The sequence below is a fragment of the Enterobacter cloacae complex sp. HYC003_NIDB genome, assembly GCF_056673375.1.
In genome coordinates this window covers 3308050-3326109 of sequence record NZ_CP114220.1, presented here as the reverse complement: position 1 = coordinate 3326109, position 18060 = coordinate 3308050, and the positions used below count along the sequence as shown (strand labels likewise).

Genomic DNA, 18060 nt, shown 5'->3' with positions numbered 1-18060 from the left:
AGCGCGGGGAGCGGAGGGGAGTTTTTGGGAACAATCCGGCGTAAAAAAGCCGGGCATGCCCGGCTCTGGGTGTGGCTATCAGGAGACGTGTTGCAGGAACTCCTGGAGGCGCTGGCTTGGTGGGTTCGCAATCAGCGCCTGCGGATTCCCGTCCTCCGCGATACGGCCCTTATCAATGAAGATCAGACGGGACGCCACCTTTTCGGCAAAGCCGATTTCGTGGGTAACGATCACCATCGTCATGCCTTCTTCCGCCAGATCCTGCATAACTTTCAGCACTTCGTGACGCAGCTCCGGGTCGAGTGCCGACGTTGGCTCATCGAACAGCATCATCTTTGGCTTCACCGCCAGCGCACGGGCAATGGCCACGCGCTGCTGCTGGCCGCCTGACAGCTCGGAAGGATAGTGGTGGGCACGCTCCGCCAGACCAACCTTCGCCAGCAGATCTTTTGCCAGCGCTTCCGCTGCCGCTTTGCTGGCCCCGCGCACGCGCAGAGGACCGAACATCACGTTTTCCAGCGCCGTGAGGTGCGGGAACAGGTAGAACTGCTGGAACACCATGCCCGCTTCCTGGCGGATCAGGCGCTCGTCCACTTTCGGATCGTTAACCTTCAGACCATCGACGATCAAATCGCCGCTGGTGATCTCCTCAAGCTTGTTAATGCAGCGCAGCAGGGTGGATTTACCGGAACCTGACGGCCCGATGATCACCACCACTTCGCCCTGCCTGATGTTCAAATCGATATTGTGCAGCACCTGGGTTGGACCAAAGTGCTTGGAAACGTTTTTAAATTCAATCACAGGATTTTCATCCTTCTTTCAAGACGACGCAGAACAAAGCTCAGGACAAGCGTGATAATCAGATAGACAACGGCGACCGCACTCCAGATTTCCAGAGCGCGGAAGTTACCCGCGATGATCTCCTGGCCCTGACGGGTCAGCTCGGCCACGCCGATAACAATAAACAGCGAGGTGTCTTTAATGCTGATGATCCACTGGTTACCCAGCGGCGGCAGCATGCGGCGCAGCGCCAGCGGCAGGATCACGTGACGAATGGTTTCGCGACGGGAAAGACCTAACGCCAGGCCGGCTTCGCTGAAGCCTTTATGAATCGACAGCACCGCACCGCGGGTAATTTCCGCAATGTAGGCGCCGGAGTTGATCATGATGGTGACAACGGCGGCGCTGAACGGGTCGATGCGCAGGTCGGTGAAGGCCATCGGCAGGGCGAAGTAGATGAACATGACCTGCACCACAATGGGGGTGCCGCGGATCACTTCGATGAAAACCAGTGCGATGTGGTTTGCAATCCAGCCGCCGTAGGTGCGGGCGAAACCGGCCACCAGACCGATAATCAACCCGCCAACCAGACCGAGGACCGAAATCCACAGGGTCATTTTAGCGCCTTCAAGCAAGAGAGGAATGGCAGGCCAGATGGCGCTCCAGTCAAACTGCATGATGTATTCCTATATACCGTGGTGAAAAACAAAAAACGTAGGCCCGGTAAGCGGAAGCGCCACCGGGCGTTACAAACCTGAAGTCAGGTGAAATTATTTAGGCTCGGTACCGAACCATTTTTTGTAGATTTCGTTATAGGTGCCGTTCTCTTTCAGGGTTTTCAGCGCGCCGTTAACTTTGTTACGCAGGTCGTCGCTGCCTTTCGGGAACGCAATACCGTACTGCTGAGCTTCCAGGGAATCACCTACCGCTTTGAACTTGCCATTACCGGCGGTTTTGATGAAGTAAAGGATGTTAGGCGTGTCGTGCAGCACCGCGTCAGCGCGGTTGGTGCCCAGTTCCATGTAAGCGTTGTCGATGTTCGGGAACTGACGCAGGTCTTTGGTTTTGATGTTGGCTTTCGCGTAATCAACGGAGCCGGTTCCGCTCTTCACGGCGACCACTTTACCGTCGAGATCTTTCACGCTTTTCACGTCGTTGTTATCCGCTTTCACCATCACCAGCAGGCCGCTTTTGTAGTAGCCGTCAGAGAAGTCGATGGCTTTTTTACGCTCTTCGGTAATGGTGATGCCTGCCAGCGCCAGGTCAACGTTTTTGGTTTGCAGTGCCGGGATAATGCCGCTGAAATCCATTGGCTTCAGGGTGTAATCCAGTTTGAGTTCTTTTGCGACAGCGGCCCACAGATCCACGTCAAAACCAACGTATTTATCACCCTGTTTGAATTCAAACGGTACGAACGCCGTGTCAGTCGCCACAACCAGTTTGTCGGTAGCCTGCGAGGACACCGCAAACGCCAGGGTAAGTGCAGCCAGTGAAACTTTTAATACAGACTTCATAGCATTTCCTTTTATATCCACGGGGCGATCCCCTGCGAGAACCTCAGGCACAATGAAAAAATCGTGCCAATTTTACAAGCTGTTGTTTTGCAAAAGGGATGATGTCACGCATTGCACAAAAAGCGTGGCAATTCTGCCAGGTTGCACCAGAATGGAGCACCGTTTTGGTGCGCTTCGTTAAGGTCTTCTGACAGGGGGATATTTAGCGCAGAATCTGACGAAAAAACAATCTTCCGTTAACGGTTGTGTGAGGTGATTATTACATTTTATTCACTTTTGCGGCCGTTGCGGGCAAAAGTGCGCACCATAAATGTGCAAAACCCCCGCCAGGGGCGAGGGTTATTCGGACAATCCGCAGGGATTATTCGATGTTGGACTCAATGAACCACAGGAACTGATCCAGGTCGCGTGATGCGGCAGTGAAGATATCAGCGGTATCTTCATCTTTGGCTTCGCCAATCGCTTTACGAACATCGTTCGCCACAATCGCATAACGATCCGCCAGCTCTTTCAGGTGATCCTGAACGGTATGGATATCCAGCGGATAGCTTTTCAGTGGCGTTTTGCTGTTGATCACCTGTGTGGTACCCAGTGCCACGCCACCCAGCTGTACGGCACGTTCGGCCATGGTATCCAGGTGAGTCACCAGTGCTGTGCGGAAGCCATCCAGCATTTCATGAACGGCAATAAAGTTTGCACCGCGCATATTCCAGTGGGCCTGTTTGGTGATCAGCGAAAGATCGATGAACTGGACCACCTGGCGATTCAGCAACTCGATGGTCGCTTTTTTATCGCTATCCGATACATCGTTACGGGTATAAAGCAGATTAGACGCTTTCGTTTTCACCAGTTTAGCGGTACTCATAATCTCATATCCTCTTGATGTTTGTGTCCCAGGTAATTACGGGACTAAGTATAGCACCGGATTTTTTCTCTGCGATTTGGCTCTGCCTATTGGTTTAATAGTGAAAGGATGGTTGTATTCTCAATACTTTGAAAAATAAGTGTTTTATTTAAATTGATGCAGATCAATCTTAATTCACTTTCCAGGAAGGCGAGCAGGTGAAATATTTTGGCAATATGAGAGAGTTTGTAAGAAATTATTTGAGCTACTGACGTGGCGTATATTCTGCATGGCGGGTTAGCCATGCAGAATTTAAGGCTTAGTTGAGGTCTATTTTTTCCACTTTAGGTTCCGGACGCATGGTCAGGGTGGAGCCCATTGACGCCGCGATAATGGAACAGAGCGCCAGCGTTTGTACCAGGGTCAGGGTTTCACCGAGGAAAATCATTCCTGAGATGGCGGCCAGCGCGGGCTCCATGCTCATGAGCGTACCAAAAATGCGTGTGGGCAGGCGCGTCAGGGCGATCATCTCCAGAGAGTAGGGCAGCGCCGTGGAGAGAATGGCAACCGCCAGCCCAACCGGCAGGATTGACCATTGCCATATTGAGTCTGTCGCTTGTGCCATTCCAATCGGGACAAAGATAACGGCGGCAATCAGCGAGCCTAAGGCGACCGTCGCGGGGCCGTGCTCTTCCCCCGCACGCTGGCCAGTAAGAATATACACCGCCCAGCATGCCCCCGCGCCCAGCGCCAGAGCTGCCCCTGTCAGATCGATTTGTGAAACGCTTTGCCCGAGCGGCAGCAGGAACCATAGCCCCAGCACGGCCAGTACGACCCAGATAAAGTCTACCGGACGACGAGAAGAGAAGAGGGCAACCGCCAGCGGGCCGGTAAATTCAAGCGCGACCGCGATCCCCAGCGGGATCGTCTGAATAGAGAGATAGAACATGTAGTTCATCCCTCCCAGCGCCAGCCCATAAAAAAGCAGTGGCAGTCGCTGCTCCTTTTTAAACCGTAGCCGCCAGGGTTTAAAAACAACCACGAGGATCAGGGTGCCTAATGCGATACGCAGCGCCGTGACGCCGGGCGCACCAACCAGCGGAAACAGCGATTTTGCCAGCGACGCGCCGCTTTGTATGGACATCATCGCGATAAGTATGACTGCCACCGGCATCCAGACCGACGATTTACGAGGTAAACCTGGCATCCTTTCTCCTGTCAATTTATGTCAAATGAGGTAAAAGTCGCAGTGTAATGGAAATAAGCTGCAACGGTTGAGCTACTGTTGAAAAAAATCCAGGGAAAATCCGTAAAATGAGAAAACGTTGATGATTTTATCGCCTGAAAGATTAGGAATAATCTGGATGAACTAAATGGCGATGACGCGCACTATTAGCATTTACAGGTGAAAATCTGGAGTTATTTGAACGAGATAGCTGGTGCTGGAAATGTTCTGTTACAGGAAAGGTCGCATTAGACATCGTGAATGACAAAGAGTTTCACAGAATTTTTTGATATATTTAAAACTTACGGACTTACTTGAAGCACATTTGAGGTGGTTATGAAAAAAATTGCATGTCTTTCAGCACTGGCAGCTGTTCTGGCTGTTTCCGCAGGTACCGCTGTAGCGGCAACTTCTACTGTAACCGGTGGTTACGCTCAGAGCGATATGCAGGGCGTGATGAACAAAACCAACGGTTTCAACCTGAAGTACCGTTACGAGCAAGACAACAACCCGCTGGGTGTGATCGGTTCTTTCACTTACACCGAGAAAGATCGTACTGAAAATGGCTCTTACAATAAAGGTCAGTACTACGGCATCACCGCGGGTCCTGCTTACCGCCTGAATGACTGGGCAAGCATCTACGGTGTTGTAGGTGTTGGCTACGGTAAATTCCAGCAGACCGAAAACCAGGGTCTGAACCGTACTGCAAGCAACAGCGACTATGGTTTCTCCTATGGCGCAGGTATGCAGTTCAACCCAATCGAAAACGTTGCTCTGGACTTCTCCTATGAGCAGAGCCGTATCCGCAACGTTGACGTTGGCACCTGGATCGCGGGCGTAGGTTACCGCTTCTAATCACTTCGGTGAGCCAGTAAAAAATCCGCCCAATGTGGCGGATTTTTTTGTTTGTACCCTCTCCTCGTGGGAGAGGGCCGGTGAGGGCATCAGCCCGCACGAAACGGCAGAAATTACTTACTCTTAATATCGAAAATATCGGTCCCAAGATGGTTATAGTCGACTTTCTGTAACTTAAAGTTGGTAATGTAAACTGGCGGGCCCTTCTTCCCGGAGATAAACGGATAATCATTTTTTATCTCTTTCGCCTTAATCCCCGTCCATTGTGAGAAGAATTTCAGGAAATCGTTCGCGGAACGGCGCGCTTTGATGATGCGATGCGTTTTGTCATCACTCGACAGCACCATAAACGGTACCTGGAAGTTTTGCTGGAACTTGTCATCGTGTGCCAGATACTGCACCTGTTTACCGCGCTCCTTAAATGCCAGACCGTGGTCAGAGAAATAGACCATCGAGAAGCTGTCGCCGCTGTTGCGCAGCTGTGCGTACAGCTTGCTGAGCAGATCGTCGGTTTGCGTCATGGTGTAGAGATAACACGAGGTCTCTTTGGATTGCACAAACTCCGCATATTTTCCCCCGGTACGATCGCATGCCTGCGGGTGTGACCCCATCAGGTGCAGGACAATCAGCTGCGGCTGGGTGCGCTGAGTAGCAAAGACCTGCGCCGTCATTTTTAGCAACGCTTCATCTTTTGTGTTTTTATCGGCTTCGAAATCACCGCTTTTCAGGAACTGTACCTCGTCGGCACGCTTCGCGATGCTGGCGATGGCGGTATCATACTCGCCGATCTGTCCCTGGTTAGAGAACCACCATGTCTGAAAACCTGCCCGGTTGGCCAGGGTGACAAAATTATCCTGAAACTGCGGTTTTCCATCCACCACGCGGTTGAGCGTCAGACCGAGTGATTTCTGCGTCGAGCCGCTGGCCGCCACGTAGTCGGTAAACAGCGTACCGTTAACGGAGCTGGCAAACGGCGTGTTATCCCAGTGACCGCCAAACGCGCCGAGCGCATCGCGACGCGCGCTTTCCCCGATCACCACCACGTAAGTGTGATACTTCGGTTTCACCGCCAGCACGTTCCAGGTATCTTTCATGGTGGAAAGCTCGGCCATACGCGCCTGCTCGTCGAGCACTTCCTCGTTATTCACCACCACGTCTTTGACGAAGCGAAACACCGGATACCCGGTATCTTTAAGCTTAAACACGCCGCCCCAGGCCAGATTTTGTACCGGTGCAACAAAAAACGTCACCACGCTAAAGGCCAGGCACAGGCTTTCAATTTTACCCCATGCCTTTTTCCCGACGGGCTTACGACGAACCGCAATCACACCGAGGGCAAAAATGAAAAGGCCAACCACGTAGTTGTACCACGGAAAGATCGTCAGGATCTCTGTGGACTCTTCCATATTGGTGGAGTGGAGCGCCAGCAGAGTATTAAAGTTCGGCGCGCCATAGGCCTGGCCAAACGGGAAATAGGCGGCAGCAATCAGAGAACAGATCCCGATAAGCACTTTCTGCACGCGCGGTGCGCTTCGCCAGAGCAGGTGAAGAATACAGGTGAATCCGACGGCATAAAGCAGGCTAAAGGGGTAGCCAAGAGCAAAGTTAATCAACAGCGATTGCAAAAAATAGAATCCCGTCCACGGGCTTAAGGCCCGGCTGCGGGTAACAAGTGTATCAATCAGGGTTACGTTCATAGATCACTATCACGAAAACGCCATGTGCTCACCCTGGCGTCAAGGGTCAAAGCCTGCCGGACAGTGCGTGGAAAGGGAATGAGAGGTCCGCTTCAGCGAGCCGCAAATTGTGCAGGGCTGCAAGAAGATAGTGCGAGCGTGAATTAAGGTCAACAGTTGCTAAACAGATGTTTTGCGAAGGGGGCTGCAAATCCGCAAAAATAATCGGGAACAGGCCAGTTTACAACGTAAGTGTGACGTGAAAATGAAGCGGCGTACCGCGACGCCGCTTAGTGGGAAGAATTGTCGTCCTGCTGCGGTTTGGCGTTAAACATATCGCACAGCATGTTCAACAGCATCAGGCGCACTTTAAAAGGAGAGTGGGTAAACACGTTCATACACCTCTTGAATTCATTCATAAGACCTCCTGATTCATGATCCCTTCGATCCGTGAAGGGTGACTGCATTACATACAGATATAGCACAGGCTATATTGTATAGCTATGGCTAATTCGTTAATTTTTTGTGCTTGTAGAGCTATGGTTTACAATGTGCGCTCCGTTACAGGGCGCTGGAAGCGTCAACCCCATTGAGGAAGCACAATGAACCGTCGCGCAGGTAAGCCAACAACAAAAAAAACGACGCAACTGGTGAACGTTGAAGAGCATGTGGAAGGCTTCCGCCAGGTGCGTGAGGCGCACCGCCGGGAGCTGATTGATGATTATGTCGAACTGATCTCTGATCTGATCCGTGAGGTTGGAGAAGCGCGCCAGGTGGATATGGCCGCACGCCTGGGGGTGTCGCAGCCAACCGTTGCCAAAATGTTAAAACGTCTGGCGTCGGTCGGGCTGATCGAAATGATCCCCTGGCGCGGGGTGTTTCTCACCGCTGAGGGCGAGAAGCTGGCGCAGGAGAGCCGCGAGCGACACCAGATCGTCGAGAATTTTTTACTGGTGCTGGGCGTCAGCCCGGAAATTGCCCGTCGGGATGCCGAAGGTATGGAACACCACGTCAGTGAAGAGACGCTGTTGAAGTTCCGCGAGTTTACGCTCAAATACGGTCCCTCCGCTGAATGAACATCCCCGGCTTGCAGGCCCTGAAACGCGATCGCTTTTTCCATCTTTTACTGATCACTGGCGTTGGGCTCAGCGTCTTTGTGCCCTTCACGCCGCACACCTGGCCGGCGGCCATAGACTGGCGCACCATTATTACTCTGAGCGGTTTGATGATGCTCACCAAAGGCGTGGAGCTGAGCGGCTATTTTGACGTGCTGGGGCGCAAAATGGTGCGCCGCTTCGCCACCGAGCGCAAACTGGCCCTGTTCATGGTCTTTTCGGCGGCGCTGTTGTCGACGTTTCTCACTAATGACGTGGCGCTTTTTATCGTGGTGCCGCTTACGCTCACGCTGCGTAAGCTGTGCGAAATACCGGTTACCCGTCTGATTATCTTTGAAGCGCTGGCCGTCAATGCGGGCTCGCTGCTCACGCCTATCGGTAACCCGCAGAACATTCTGCTGTGGGGACGCTCCGGCCTGTCGTTTACCGCGTTTACCGGGCAGATGGCGCCGCTGGCGCTGGCGATCGTGGCGTCGCTGCTGGCGGTGGGCTGGTTTGCTTTCCCGAATAAATCGTTGCAGTACCACAGCGGTACAACCGGCCCCCAGTGGCAGCCGCGTCTCGTCTGGAGCTGCCTGGGGCTGTATATCGTTTTCCTTATCGCTCTGGAGTTAAACCAGGCGCTGGCGGGCGCGCTGCTGGTGGCGTGCGGCTTCCTGTTCCTCGCCCGGCGGGTGCTGGTGAGCGTTGACTGGACGCTGCTGCTGGTGTTTATGGCGATGTTTATTGACGTCCATCTCCTGATCCAGCTTCCGGTATTGCAGAACGTTCTCCATAGCGTCAGCGGTCTGTCGCAGCCGGGATTATGGCTGACGGCGATTGGTCTCTCGCAGGTGATCAGTAACGTGCCGTCCACCATTTTGCTGCTTAACTATGTTCCCCCAACGGTACTGCTGGCGTGGGCGGTCAACGTCGGCGGCTTTGGGCTGCTGCCCGGCTCGCTGGCTAACCTCATCGCCCTGCGGATGGCCAACGATCGCCGCATCTGGTGGCGCTTCCATTTATGGTCAATCCCGATGCTGCTCTGGTCAGCGGCGGTCGGTTTCGGACTATTCCTTCTCATATAGTGCGCAATTTGTCAGTTTTTCCTGGCAAATGTATAGCAACGTCCTAGCTTTAGTGAACGGCATAGTGTGATGCCGCTCACTGACAGGACCGTTGCTGAACTATGGCAGAAGATCAAAACCCACCTGCTGACGAGCAGGATCAAAACAATAACGAGCGCAAGCGCCCGGGGAAAAAACCGTTAATTATCCTTGGCATCGTGGTCATCGTGATGGTGATTGTGGCGCTGGTCTGGTGGTTTTTAACCCGTAACGAAGAGACCACCGACGACGCCTTTACCGATGGCGACGTAGTAACCATTGCCCCAAAAACGGCAGGCTACGTTACCGAACTTCGCGTGCGGGATAACCAGCGCGTGAAGAAAGGGGATGTGCTGGTGGTGATCGATCCGCGTGATACCACCGCCCAGCGCGATCAGGCCCAGGCCCAGCTTGGGCTGGCGGTTGCGCAGTTGCATAAGGCGCAGGCGCAGCTGGCGCTCTCGAAGGTGCAATATCCCGCCCAGCGCGATGAAGCCAAAGCCCAGGTACTGAAAGCCCAGGCGGATATGGCCAACGCGCAGGCGGAGTACCGCCGTCAGCGCGGCGTTGACCCGCGCGCGACCACGCAACAAAGTATCGATGCCGCGAACGCTCAACTGCGGAGTGCCCAGGCGGGTCTGGCCAGCGCGCAGGCGCAACTGGAAGTGGCGGAGCAGGTTCAGCTGCAAATCCGCCAGCAGGAGACCAACGTCGAAGCCCGCGAACGGCAGGTCGATCAGGCCAGAGCGCAGCTGGAAACCGCCAACCTGAACCTCTCTTATACCGAAGTCCGCGCCCCGTTCGACGGTTTTGTCACCAAACGCAACGTTCAGCCCGGTACGCTGGTGCAGGCAGGTACGGCGCTGTTCTCGCTGGTTTCCCCGAACGTGTGGGTGGTGGCGAACTTCAAGGAGTCGCAGCTTGAGCGCATGAAGCCGGGCGACAAAGTGACCGTGTCCGTCGATGCCTGGCCGGATATGGAGCTGGAAGGCCATATCGACAGCATCCAGCAGGGCAGCGGCTCGCGCTTCTCCGCCTTCCCGTCGGAAAACGCCACCGGTAACTTTGTGAAGATCGTTCAGCGCGTGCCGGTGAAAATCGTCATTGATAAAGGTCTGGATCCGAACAAGCCGCTGCCGTTGGGGCTGTCGGTTGAACCGAAGGTCACCGTGGAATGACGGATCACAGCCACGATAACTGGAAGCCCGCCAGTAACCCGTGGGCGGTGGCGATTGTGGTCACCCTGGCGGTGTTTATGGAAATTCTGGACACCACCATCGTCAACGTGGCGCTGCCCCACGTCGCGGGGTCGCTCTCGGCCAGCTATGACGAATCCACCTGGGTGCTCACCAGCTACCTGGTGGCGAACGGCATCGTGCTGCCGATTTCGGCCTTTCTGAGCCGCCTGTTTGGTCGCAAGCAGTTCTTCCTGATCTGCATTGTGATGTTCACCATCTGCTCGTTCCTGTGCGGCATCGCCACCGAGCTATGGCAAATCATCCTGTTCCGCGTGATGCAGGGGTTCTTTGGCGGCGGGTTGCAGCCTACCCAGCAGTCGGTGCTACTCGACTACTTTAAGCCGGAGGACAGGGGCAAAGCCTTTGGCCTTTCATCCATTGCCATTATCGTCGCGCCGGTACTCGGCCCCACGCTGGGGGGCTGGATCACCGATAACTACTCCTGGCGTTGGGTGTTCTTTATCAATATCCCGGTAGGGATTGTGACGGTGCTGGCTATCTATCAGCTGCTGGAAGATCCGCCGTGGGAGAAAAAGTCGGAAGAGAAGCTCACCGTCGACTGGACGGGGATCGGCCTCATCGCCCTCGGTCTTGGCTGTTTGCAGGTGATGCTCGACCGGGGCGAAGATGATGACTGGTTCTATTCGAACTTTATCCGCACCTTCGCAGTACTGACGCTGGTCGGCATTATCGGCGCGATCTACTGGCTGATGTATGCCAGAAAGCCGGTGGTGGATCTGCACTGTATGAAGGACCGCAACTTTGCGATCTCCAGCCTGCTGATGGCGGGGATGGCGATGATCCTGTACGGCAGTTCGGTGGTTATTCCGCAGCTGGCGCAGCAGGATTTGGGCTATACCGCCACCTGGTCCGGGCTGGTGCTCTCGCCCGGCGCGGTGCTGATTGTGCTGACCATCCCGCTGGTGCTGAAGCTGATGCCGGTGGTGCAGACGCGCTGGATCATCGCCTTCGGCTTTACCTGCCTGGCGGTGTCGTTCTTCTGGTCCCGCACGCTGACGCCGGATATCGACTTCGAAACGCTGGTGCTGTTCCGCAGCGCGCAGTCGATAGGGCTGGGGTTCCTGTTTGTGCCGCTGACCACCATCGCCTTTATCTCGATCCCGAGGCGGCTTAACGCCGACGCGGCGGCGCTGTTTACCATGTTCCGCAACGTGGCCGGCTCGATTGGGATTTCTCTCTCGACGGCGGCGATCACCGAGCGCTCGCAGGCGCACAGCGCGCATCTGGCTTACCACGCTTCGCCGTTTAACGAGCAGTTCCAGCTGGCGATTCGCGAAAGCGCCCAGGCGATCCAGAACTTCACCACTCAGGTGGGCGATCCGACCGGCATTGCCACCGGGCGGATGTACCAGACGATGATCGAGCAGTCGCGCTTTCTGGCCTACATCGACGTCTTCACCATTCTGAGCGCGGTGGCCCTATTACTGATTCCGTTTTGTTTGTTGCTCTCGCCGGTTAAGAGCGAGGGGAGTGCAGGAGCACACTGATGATACACAGACGTTTACACCCCCTGATGATAATGATGCTGCTGGTGGGCTGCGCCGTCGGGCCGGACTACCAACAGCCTGAACCGCCCGCCAGCACGCACTGGAACGATAAGGGCGACAGCGCGGTGAAATCGCAAACTTCCTCCGCGGCCACTAACCCGCGCTGGTGGAAAACCTTCGGCTCGCCGCAGCTCGACAGCCTGATTGAACGCGCCATCGCCGGGAATCTGACGCTACAGCAAACGGTATTACGCATTGCCGGCGCGCGCGAACAGATTAACCAGGCCGGCGGGGCGTTTTTCCCGTCGGTGAATGGCAATGTGCAGGCGACGCGCCAGCAGCTTGGGCTGGAAGGGGAGCTGAAGTCCCACGGCGTGTATGACCAGTTGAATAATGTCGATCCTGAACTGCGGGGCGCGTTAGGCCCGCTGACGCAGCCGATAAACCTCTATCAGGGCAGCTTCGACGCCCAGTGGGAAATCGACCTGTGGGGCAAGGTGCGCCGTCAGGTAGAAGCGGCCGAGGCGCAGCAGCGGGCGGCGATCGAGCAGCGTAACGATGCGCTGGTCTCGCTGGAAGCCGAAGTGGCGCGGGCGTGGCTACAGCTGCGTGGGGCGCAGAGCATCATTGCCACGCTTAATACGCAAATTGAAAGCGCACAGCAGACGCTGGATCTGACCGAAAGCCGCCAGCGGGGCGGGCTGTCGCCGCAGATGGACGTGGAGAACGCCCGGGCGCAGCTGGGCAATCTTGAAGCGCAGCTGCCGCAGTATCAGGCGCAGGAACGCCAGGCGATGAACGGGCTGGCGATCCTGCTCGGCAAACCGCCGGGCGCGCTGGATGCCGAACTGCAATCCGTGCAGCCGATGCCTGCCCTGCCAGATATTGTGCAGACCGGTATTCCGTCCACCCTGGCGCGCCGTCGCCCGGACGTGCGCGAAGCCGAGGCGAATCTCCATGCCGCCACGGCGCAGATTGGCATCTCGGTGGCAGAACTGTTCCCGAGCTTTACCCTCTCCGGACAGTTTGGCCTGCGCAACAGTGAATCTAACTGGCTGACCGACTGGAGCAGCCACTTCTACAGCTTTGGCCCGCAGGTTTCCATACCGATTTTCCAGGGCGGTCGGCTGGTCTCCAGCGTCAAGGTGGCGCGCGCGCAGCAGGGGGCGGCAGTGCTGGACTATCGCCAGACGGTACTGACGGCGCTCGGCGACGTTGAAAACGCGCTGGTGAGCTATCGCACCGACCAGCAGCGTGAAGCGGGCCTGGCGAAAACCATCGACGCGCTGCAAAACGCCTTTGATCTCGCCAGCGACAGCTACCGGCAGGGGATCGCCAGCTTTATTGACGTGCTGGACGCCCAGCGTCAGCTCGCTCAGGCCGAACAGCAGCGGGCGCAGGCGCAGGTGCAGAGCGCGCTTGATCTGGTGGCGCTCTACAAAGCCCTCGGCGGCGGCTGGGAGCCGTATCAGCAGGTGCGGCTGCCAGACTACAGCGTCTTTGGCGACGCCCCACGCGGATAGATTCAGAGGATTGGGCAAGAAACGGACAGGAACGCCACATTCGCGATGGCTGGGGGGCGGGTATAACTAACAGACACCCAATCGACATGCGAGGAAAGCGTTATGCGTTATCAAAAACTGGGCAATACCGGACTGTTTGTTTCTGAACTCTGCCTCGGCACCATGACCTTCGGCGGTGAAGGCGGCATGTGGGGCAAAATTGGTCAGCTTCAGCAAAGCGACGCCGAGCAGCTGGTGGGCCGCGCGCTGGACGCCGGGATCAATTTTATCGACACGGCAGATGTCTACTCGGAAGGGCGTTCAGAGGAGATCACCGGGCAGGCGCTGAAGAACCTGAAAATTCCGCGCGAAAACGTGGTCGTTGCCACCAAGGTGTTCGGTGAAACCGGCACAGCGGGGGTGAACTCGCGCGGTAGCTCGCGCTATCACATCATCAGCGGCGTGAAGGAGAGCCTGCGTCGCTTGCAGCTGGATCATATCGATCTCTATCAGCTACACGGTTTCGACCCCGCGACCCCCATCGAGGAGACGCTTTACGCGCTGGATAATCTTGTGCAGCACGGTCACGTACGCTATATCGGCGTCTCGAACTGGGCGGCATGGCAGATTGCCAAAGCGCTCGGCATCTCTGAGCGTCTGGGGCTGGCGCGTTTTGCCTCATTGCAGGCGTACTACACCATCGCCGGGCGCGACCTTGAGCGCGAACTGGTGCCGATGATGCAGAGCGAAGGCGTCGGGTTGATGGTATGGAGCCCGCTGGCGGGTGGTCTGCTGAGCGGAAAATACGATCGCGACGGGCAGAGCGCGGCCGGTAGTCGTCGCCTGGCGTTCGACTTCCCGCCAGTGAATAAAGATCGCGCCTTCGACTGCGTGGACGTGATGCGTACCATCGCCGAAAGTAAAGGCGTTTCCGTGGCGCAAATCGCGCTGGCGTGGCTGCTGCACCAGAAGGCGGTGACCAGCGTCATCATCGGGGCGAAACGGGTCGATCAGTTGGATGACAACATTGCCGCAACCGGCATTCAGCTGAGCGATGATGAGCTGAAACAGCTGGATGCGGTCAGCGCGCTGCCGCGCGAGTATCCTGGCTGGATGCTGGAGCGCCAGGGCGAGTACCGTCGCAATCAGTTAGCGCAACAATAACCTTTCTTTCCCCGGTGGCGCTTGCGCTTACCGGGGCTGCGTTCCCTTGTAATGACATATTAACGTTATGTCACTACACGAAATACCAATGGGCTGTTCTCTTCTTCCGCTGTTTCAGTATGCCAGCTTTACGAACGCACAGGGCGGTACCCGGGAAGAATCACTCCGGGCCAATGCGTGCGTTTCATTAATGCGCGCATCCGTGTATTAAGGATTGCCTTAATCCTCTCCAAATGATACTAATTATCATTCTTATTATAAAAATAATGGCAGTTTAAAATATCTGGCAAGGATGTGAGCTTAACGATCGATCACTTTTACGTTAGGCATGTATTAGGGAATGGGTATGAGAATTATCAAGATCTTCTGGCCGCTCACTGCGCTCCTGGCAGGGTTGAACAGTCAGGTATCACTGGCAAAATCCTCCGATGATAACGACGAGACCCTGGTGGTGGAAGCCACCGCTGAGCAGGTACTCAAACAGCAGCCGGGCGTGTCGATTATTACCAGCGAAGATATTAAAAAGAACCCTCCGGTCAACGATCTCTCCGATATTATTCGCAAAATGCCCGGTGTCAATCTGACCGGCAACAGCGCCTCGGGTACACGTGGTAATAACCGCCAGATCGACATTCGCGGCATGGGGCCGGAGAACACCTTAATTTTAATTGATGGTGTGCCGGTGACGTCGCGCAACGCCGTGCGTTATAGCTGGCGTGGAGAGCGTGATACCCGCGGCGACACCAACTGGGTGCCACCGGAACAGGTTGAGCGTATTGAAGTGATCCGCGGCCCTGCGGCGGCACGCTACGGTTCGGGCGCAGCGGGCGGGGTGGTGAACATCATTACCAAACGCCCTACCAACGACTGGCACGGTTCGCTGTCGTTATACACCAACCAGCCGGAAAGCAGCGACGAAGGCGCTACGCGTCGCGCCAACTTCAGCCTTAGCGGGCCGCTGGCTGGCGATGCGCTGACCATGCGCCTGTACGGAAACCTGAATAAAACCGATGCCGACAGCTGGGATATTAACTCCTCGGCCGGTACGAAAAACGCGGCCGGGCATGAAGGGGTGCGCAACAAAGATATTAACGGCGTTGTCTCGTGGAAATTAAATCCGCAGCAAATTATCGATTTCGAAGCCGGATATAGCCGTCAGGGGAATATCTATGCGGGCGATACGCAAAATAGTTCTTCCAGTGCCGTCACTGAAAGCCTGGCGAAATCCGGCGAGGAGACGAACCGCCTTTACCGGCAGAATTATGGCGTTACGCACAATGGTATCTGGGACTGGGGTCAAAGCCGTTTTGGTGTCTATTATGAGAAAACCAATAACACCCGCATGAATGAAGGATTATCCGGTGGCGGTGAAGGGCGTATTTCGGCGGATGAAAAGTTCACGACCAATCGCCTGAGCTCCTGGCGAACCAGCGGCGAGCTTAATATTCCGCTGAATGCGCTGGTCGATCAAACGCTGACCGTGGGTGCGGAGTGGAGCCGCGATGAGCTCGACGATCCTTCCTCTACCAGCCTGACCGTGGATGACAGTGATATCGGCGGCATTTCTGGCTCGGCTGCGGATCGCAGCAGTAAAAACCATTCCCAAATCAGTGCGCTGTATATTGAAGATAATATTGAGCCGGTTCCCGGCACGAATATCATTCCCGGCCTGCGCTTTGATTATCTCAACGATTCCGGCGGTAACTTCAGCCCCAGCCTGAACCTCTCGCAGGAATTGGGGGATTACTTCAAAGTCAAAGCGGGGATTGCCCGAACCTTTAAAGCACCAAACCTGTATCAATCCAGCGAAGGTTATCTGCTCTACTCGAAAGGCAACGGTTGTCCAAAAGATATTACATCGGGCGGCTGCTACCTGATCGGTAATAAAGATCTCGATCCGGAAATCAGCATCAATAAAGAAATTGGGCTGGAGTTCGCCTGGGAAGATTACCATGCCAGCGTGACCTACTTCCGCAATGACTACCAGAATAAGATCGTGGCCGGCGATAATGTTATCGGGCAAACCGCTTCCGGCGCATATATTCTCCAGTGGCAGAACGGCGGGAAAGCGCTGGTGGACGGTATCGAAGCCAGCATGGCGTTCCCGCTGGTGAAAGATCGTCTGAACTGGAATACCAATGCCACCTGGATGATCACCTCGGAGCAAAAAGACACCGGTAACCCGCTGTCGATCATCCCGAAATACACCATTAATAACTCGCTTGACTGGACCATCACCCAGGCGTTCTCTGCCAGCGTCAACTGGACGTTATACGGCAGACAAAAACCGCGTACTCATTCGGAAACTCGTAGTGAAGATACTGGCGGTCTGTCGGGTAAAGAGCTGGGCGCTTATTCGCTGGTGGGGACGAACTTCAATTACGATATTAATAAAAATCTGCGTCTTAACGTTGGTGTTAGCAATATCTTAGATAAACAGATCTACCGATCTTCTGAAGGGGCGAATACCTATAACGAGCCTGGCCGGGCTTATTATGCCGGTGTTACCGCGTCATTTTGATCGTAGTGTTACAGGTGTACTGCCCGCGTCAAGGCGGGCAGTGTTTAGCGGCTTAATGAATGACAGCCTGCTGTGTTACCTGCGTTTTCACCACTGATATCTAACAGCGCTCCGCGGAAGGAGGCGTTGAACATCGGCCCGTGTCCCAGGTTTGGGAAATCCCAAAAGGCGGCATTGACGCCTTTATCTTCCAGCGTGGCGAGGGTGGCATGAATTTTCGTCAGCACTCCGGCAGCATGCGTTTCCCGGTTATCGCCCGGCGTCGCCGAACCTTCCATTATCATCAGGCGCCTGGCGCAGTATTGCGACGGCTCAACCGCCGTGATGCGGCTCAGTAGCGCATCATGGCCTCTGCCCAACGACGGGCTGGCGCTGTAATACGTCCGGAAATAAGGGGAAGACAGCCATGCATCCAGCACGAACAGGCCGCCGTAGGAGTGCCCCCACAGGCCGCGACGCTGCCGATCGATATTCAATCCCTGTTCCACCTTTGGCGCTATACGCGTTTCCAGTAACTGGCGAAAGTCGTTGCTACCCCCACTCTTACGGCTAAAACGCCCGTTGCGGGTATCCGTTTTGCCGCTTTCTGCTGCTGGCGTATAGTCGTAGGCCCTGCCGTTGAGATCGAAGGGGAGGTTGGTCTGATACCCGACAGCCACAATCACCGGCGGTGATTTTTCTGCCAGCTGTTTGAGCAGGTCGTCGTTCAGGCGGTCCATAACTGCGTTGCCGTCGAGCATATATAAAATCGGGTAGCCCGACGCCGGTGCGGCTTTATTTGGCACGGCCGTCCATACCCGATAATGGCGGCTGCCATCGTCGGAGTCGAACGAGTTGACGCTGAAATGGTAAAACGCAGAGCCTTTATCGGCGATATTCGGCCCCAGTGGCTGCATATCCGGCTTTGCGAAAGCGTGCGCATTCCAGATAAGGCTGAGACCAGAAAGAAGAGTGACAAGCGCCTTGCGTGAGCGTGTTGGGCGATACTCGCGGGCATACATCTGATGTTTATTCCTTTTCCGCAGGTGACATT

At 55.4% G+C, this 18060-nt stretch carries 16 protein-coding genes; 8 read left to right on the top strand and 8 right to left on the bottom strand.

Annotation, left to right across the window (positions count from 1 at the left end):
• Positions 1-78: 78 nt before the first annotated feature.
• From glnQ to rhtA, 5 genes are all read right to left on the bottom strand, one after another.
• On the bottom strand, positions 79-801 hold the full coding sequence (gene glnQ / locus O1722_RS15840; RefSeq protein WP_006809503.1) for a glutamine ABC transporter ATP-binding protein GlnQ: 723 nt from the start codon (positions 799-801) through the stop codon (positions 79-81).
• The gene (gene glnP / locus O1722_RS15835; RefSeq protein WP_003858462.1) at positions 798-1457 is read right to left on the bottom strand and encodes a glutamine ABC transporter permease GlnP; all 660 of its coding nucleotides are present in this window, start codon (positions 1455-1457) and stop codon (positions 798-800) included. The genes glnQ and glnP overlap by 4 nt, the downstream gene beginning before the upstream one ends.
• A 93-nt stretch (positions 1458-1550) precedes the next feature.
• Positions 1551-2294 carry a glutamine ABC transporter substrate-binding protein GlnH gene (gene glnH / locus O1722_RS15830; RefSeq protein WP_033486359.1) on the bottom strand — a complete coding sequence of 248 codons (744 nt, stop codon included), beginning with the start codon at positions 2292-2294 and terminating at the stop codon, positions 1551-1553.
• 361 nt (positions 2295-2655) lie between these two features.
• A complete protein-coding gene (gene dps, locus O1722_RS15825; protein ID WP_000100801.1) occupies positions 2656-3159 on the bottom strand; it encodes a DNA starvation/stationary phase protection protein Dps in 504 nt (167 codons plus the stop codon).
• Between the two features lie 298 nt (positions 3160-3457).
• Positions 3458-4345, bottom strand: coding sequence for a threonine/homoserine exporter RhtA (rhtA, locus tag O1722_RS15820; protein WP_017384917.1), 888 nt, complete (start codon positions 4343-4345; stop codon positions 3458-3460).
• A gap of 354 nt (positions 4346-4699) precedes the next feature.
• Here rhtA and ompX point away from each other — a divergent pair, with 354 nt between their 5' ends.
• Positions 4700-5218: an outer membrane protein OmpX gene (gene ompX / locus O1722_RS15815; protein WP_003858450.1), complete on the top strand. Its 519-nt coding sequence runs from the start codon at positions 4700-4702 to the stop codon at positions 5216-5218.
• A 113-nt stretch (positions 5219-5331) separates the two neighbouring features.
• Here ompX and O1722_RS15810 read toward each other — a convergent pair whose 3' ends face one another.
• Entirely contained in the window at positions 5332-6915 is a 1584-nt protein-coding gene (locus O1722_RS15810; RefSeq protein ID WP_032653046.1) for a phosphoethanolamine transferase, read from the bottom strand.
• Positions 6916-7184: 269 nt separating this feature from the next.
• Positions 7185-7313, bottom strand: coding sequence for a manganase accumulation protein MntS (gene mntS / locus O1722_RS15805; RefSeq protein ID WP_017384915.1), 129 nt, complete (start codon positions 7311-7313; stop codon positions 7185-7187).
• A gap of 183 nt (positions 7314-7496) precedes the next feature.
• Here mntS and mntR point away from each other — a divergent pair, with 183 nt between their 5' ends.
• From mntR to iroN, 7 genes are all read left to right on the top strand, one after another.
• Positions 7497-7970 carry a manganese-binding transcriptional regulator MntR gene (mntR, locus tag O1722_RS15800; RefSeq protein ID WP_015571059.1) on the top strand — a complete coding sequence of 158 codons (474 nt, stop codon included), beginning with the start codon at positions 7497-7499 and terminating at the stop codon, positions 7968-7970.
• Entirely contained in the window at positions 7967-9076 is a 1110-nt protein-coding gene (locus O1722_RS15795; RefSeq protein WP_017384914.1) for an anion transporter, read from the top strand. The genes mntR and O1722_RS15795 overlap by 4 nt, the downstream gene beginning before the upstream one ends.
• A gap of 101 nt (positions 9077-9177) precedes the next feature.
• A complete protein-coding gene (locus O1722_RS15790) occupies positions 9178-10272 on the top strand; it encodes an HlyD family secretion protein (protein ID WP_033486357.1) in 1095 nt (364 codons plus the stop codon).
• Positions 10269-11840, top strand: a complete 1572-nt coding sequence (locus tag O1722_RS15785) for a DHA2 family efflux MFS transporter permease subunit (protein WP_015571056.1) — start codon at positions 10269-10271, stop codon at positions 11838-11840. The genes O1722_RS15790 and O1722_RS15785 overlap by 4 nt, the downstream gene beginning before the upstream one ends.
• Positions 11840-13363, top strand: coding sequence for an efflux transporter outer membrane subunit (locus O1722_RS15780; protein WP_033486356.1), 1524 nt, complete (start codon positions 11840-11842; stop codon positions 13361-13363). The genes O1722_RS15785 and O1722_RS15780 overlap by 1 nt, the downstream gene beginning before the upstream one ends.
• Positions 13364-13465: 102 nt before the next feature.
• Complete coding sequence (locus tag O1722_RS15775) at positions 13466-14506, top strand: aldo/keto reductase (protein ID WP_015571054.1); 1041 nt, start codon at positions 13466-13468, stop codon at positions 14504-14506.
• A 346-nt stretch (positions 14507-14852) separates the two neighbouring features.
• Positions 14853-17027, top strand: coding sequence for a siderophore salmochelin receptor IroN (iroN, locus tag O1722_RS15770; protein ID WP_086523929.1), 2175 nt, complete (start codon positions 14853-14855; stop codon positions 17025-17027).
• Positions 17028-17071: 44 nt separating this feature from the next.
• Here the strand turns inward: iroN and O1722_RS15765 are convergent, their stop codons facing one another.
• Complete coding sequence (locus tag O1722_RS15765) at positions 17072-18028, bottom strand: alpha/beta hydrolase (RefSeq protein ID WP_032670272.1); 957 nt, start codon at positions 18026-18028, stop codon at positions 17072-17074.
• Between the last annotated feature and the right edge of the window lie 32 nt (positions 18029-18060).

Bases quoted from the DNA above. Each gene is read 5' to 3' on its own strand.
- O1722_RS15795 (WP_017384914.1), top strand. From the start codon at position 7,967: ATGAACATCCCCGGCTTGCAGGCCCTGAAACGCGATCGCTTTTTCCAT.
- rhtA (WP_017384917.1), bottom strand. From the start codon at position 4,345: ATGCCAGGTTTACCTCGTAAATCGTCGGTCTGGATGCCGGTGGCAGTC.
- mntS (WP_017384915.1), bottom strand. From the start codon at position 7,313: ATGAATGAATTCAAGAGGTGTATGAACGTGTTTACCCACTCTCCTTTT.
- glnH (WP_033486359.1), bottom strand. From the start codon at position 2,294: ATGAAGTCTGTATTAAAAGTTTCACTGGCTGCACTTACCCTGGCGTTT.
- O1722_RS15775 (WP_015571054.1), top strand. From the start codon at position 13,466: ATGCGTTATCAAAAACTGGGCAATACCGGACTGTTTGTTTCTGAACTC.
- glnP (WP_003858462.1), bottom strand. From the start codon at position 1,457: ATGCAGTTTGACTGGAGCGCCATCTGGCCTGCCATTCCTCTCTTGCTT.
- mntR (WP_015571059.1), top strand. From the start codon at position 7,497: ATGAACCGTCGCGCAGGTAAGCCAACAACAAAAAAAACGACGCAACTG.
- O1722_RS15790 (WP_033486357.1), top strand. From the start codon at position 9,178: ATGGCAGAAGATCAAAACCCACCTGCTGACGAGCAGGATCAAAACAAT.
- dps (WP_000100801.1), bottom strand. From the start codon at position 3,159: ATGAGTACCGCTAAACTGGTGAAAACGAAAGCGTCTAATCTGCTTTAT.
- O1722_RS15810 (WP_032653046.1), bottom strand. From the start codon at position 6,915: ATGAACGTAACCCTGATTGATACACTTGTTACCCGCAGCCGGGCCTTA.
- O1722_RS15765 (WP_032670272.1), bottom strand. From the start codon at position 18,028: ATGTATGCCCGCGAGTATCGCCCAACACGCTCACGCAAGGCGCTTGTC.
- O1722_RS15785 (WP_015571056.1), top strand. From the start codon at position 10,269: ATGACGGATCACAGCCACGATAACTGGAAGCCCGCCAGTAACCCGTGG.
- O1722_RS15780 (WP_033486356.1), top strand. From the start codon at position 11,840: ATGATACACAGACGTTTACACCCCCTGATGATAATGATGCTGCTGGTG.
- ompX (WP_003858450.1), top strand. From the start codon at position 4,700: ATGAAAAAAATTGCATGTCTTTCAGCACTGGCAGCTGTTCTGGCTGTT.
- iroN (WP_086523929.1), top strand. From the start codon at position 14,853: ATGAGAATTATCAAGATCTTCTGGCCGCTCACTGCGCTCCTGGCAGGG.